This is a genomic window from Streptomyces sp. NPDC093261 (genome assembly GCF_044753645.1).
Classification (GTDB): domain Bacteria; phylum Actinomycetota; class Actinomycetes; order Streptomycetales; family Streptomycetaceae; genus Streptomyces.
Genome location: NZ_JBIVNO010000053.1, coordinates 1 through 2,376, shown reverse-complemented (window position 1 = coordinate 2,376; position 2,376 = coordinate 1). Strand labels below are relative to the sequence as shown.

2 protein-coding genes are annotated in these 2,376 nt (G+C 65.2%); both read left to right on the top strand.

Translation table 11 applies throughout. The features are described from left to right. Nucleotides 1–1,433: alpha-1,4-glucan--maltose-1-phosphate maltosyltransferase (locus tag ACIP94_RS38425; protein WP_402436782.1), on the top strand; the 1,433-nt coding region annotated here is incomplete at its 5' end. Continuing rightward, nucleotides 1,430–2,376: alpha-amylase family glycosyl hydrolase (locus tag ACIP94_RS38420; RefSeq protein WP_402436779.1), on the top strand; the 947-nt coding region annotated here is incomplete at its 3' end. The genes ACIP94_RS38425 and ACIP94_RS38420, both read left to right, overlap by 4 nt.

The following is a 2,376-nucleotide window of genomic DNA, read 5'->3' as shown; positions in this document are numbered from 1 at the left end:
CGTTGCCGTTGCTGGTGGAGCGGGAGCGGGCGTTGTTCGGGTCGTGGTACGAGTTCTTTCCGCGGTCGGAGGGGACGGTGGAGCGGCCGCATGGGACGTTGCGTTCGGCGGCGCGGCGGTTGCCGGTGATCGCGGGGATGGGTTTCGACGTGGTGTATCTGCCGCCGGTGCATCCGATCGGCAGGACGTTTCGCAAGGGCCGCAACAATGGGTTGTCGGCGGGTGTGGGTGATGTGGGGGTGCCGTGGGCGATCGGGTCGCCGGAGGGCGGGCACGATGCGGTGCATCCGGATCTGGGGACGATCGAGGACTTCGACTGGTTCGTGGGGCGGGCGCGGGAGCTGGGGCTGGAGGTGGCGCTGGATTTCGCGTTGCAGTGTTCGCCGGATCATCCGTGGGTGGAGAAGCATCCGGAGTGGTTCCGGCATCGTGCGGACGGGTCGATCGCGTATGCGGAGAATCCGCCGAAGAAGTACCAGGACATCTATCCGGTGTTCTTCGATGCGGACATGGAGGGGCTGGTGGCGGAGACGTTGCGGGTCCTGCGGTTCTGGATGGGGCATGGGGTGCGGATCTTTAGGGTGGACAATCCGCATACCAAGCCGGTGGTGTTCTGGGAGCGGGTGATCGGGGAGATCTGCGGGCGGGATCCGGATGTGATCTTCCTGGCGGAGGCGTTCACGCGGCCGGCGATGATGCGGACGCTGGCGGCGGTGGGGTTTCAGCAGTCGTACACGTATTTCACGTGGCGGAACGGCAAGGGGGAGCTGACGGAGTATCTGAGGGAGGTGGCGGGGGAGACGGCGGCGTATATGCGGCCGAACTTCTTTGTGAACACTCCCGACATCCTGCATGCGTATCTGCAGCACGGGGGGCGGCCGGCGTTCGAGGTGCGGGCGGTGCTGGCGGCGACGTTGTCGCCGACGTGGGGGATGTACTCGGGTTACGAGTTGTGTGAGAACGTGCCGTTGCGGGAGGGCAGCGAGGAGTATCTGGACTCGGAGAAGTACCAGTTGCGGCCGCGGGACTGGGCGGCGGCCGAGCGTGAGGGACGTACCATCGCCCCGCTGATCACGAGGCTGAACGCGATCCGGCGGGCCAGCCCGGCGCTGCGGCAGTTGCGCGACCTGCATTTCCATCATGCCGACAACGACGAGGTGATCGTCTATTCCAAGTGTTCGGGTTCGAACACGGTGGTGGTGGTCGTGAACCTGGATCCGCACCACACCCAGGAGGCGACGGTCTCGTTGGACATGCCGCGGCTCGGCCTGGACTGGCACGAGTCGGTGCCGGTGCGCGACGAGCTCACCGGTGTCACCTACCACTGGGGCAGGGCGAACTATGTGCGTCTGACGCCGGGGGAGGGTCCCGCGCACGTACTGACCGTCCTGCGACCGTCCTCACCGCAGATCGGAGGGTCACCCACACGATGATCGTCAACGAGCCCGTCCCGGACACTTTCGAGGACACTCCCGCCGCCGACCGCGACCCGGAGTGGTTCAAGCGTGCCGTCTTCTACGAGGTTCTGGTTCGTTCCTTCCAGGACAGCAACGGTGACGGTGTGGGTGATTTGAAGGGCCTGACCGCGAAGCTGGACTATCTGCAGTGGCTGGGTGTGGACTGTCTGTGGCTGCCGCCGTTCTTCAAGTCTCCGCTGCGTGATGGTGGTTACGATGTCTCCGACTACACCGCCGTGCTGCCGGAGTTCGGGGATCTGGCGGACTTCGTGGAGTTCGTGGACGCGGCCCATCAGCGGGGCATGCGGGTGATCATCGACTTCGTGATGAACCACACCAGCGACCAGCACCCGTGGTTCCAGGAGTCGCGGGCCCATCCCGAGGGCCCCTACGGCGACTACTACGTCTGGGCCGACGACGACAAGCAGTTCCAGGACGCGCGGATCATCTTCGTCGACACCGAGGCCTCCAACTGGACCTTCGACCCGGTCCGCAAGCAGTACTTCTGGCACCGGTTCTTCTCCCACCAGCCGGACCTGAACTACGAGAACCCGGCCGTGCAGGAGGAGATGATCTCGGCTCTGAGGTTCTGGCTGGATCTGGGCATCGACGGCTTCCGCCTGGACGCGGTGCCCTATCTGTACCAGCAGGAGGGCACCAACTGCGAAAACCTTCCGGCAACGCATGAGTTCCTCAAGCGGGTGCGCAAGGAGATCGACGCGCACTACCCGGACACCGTGCTGCTCGCGGAGGCCAACCAGTGGCCCGAGGACGTCGTGGACTACTTCGGCGACTTCCAAAGCGGCGGCGACGAGTGCCATATGGCCTTCCATTTCCCGGTCATGCCCCGCATCTTCATGGCGGTGCGCCGCGAGTCGCGCTACCCCGTCTCCGAGATCCTGGCCAAGACCCCGGCGAT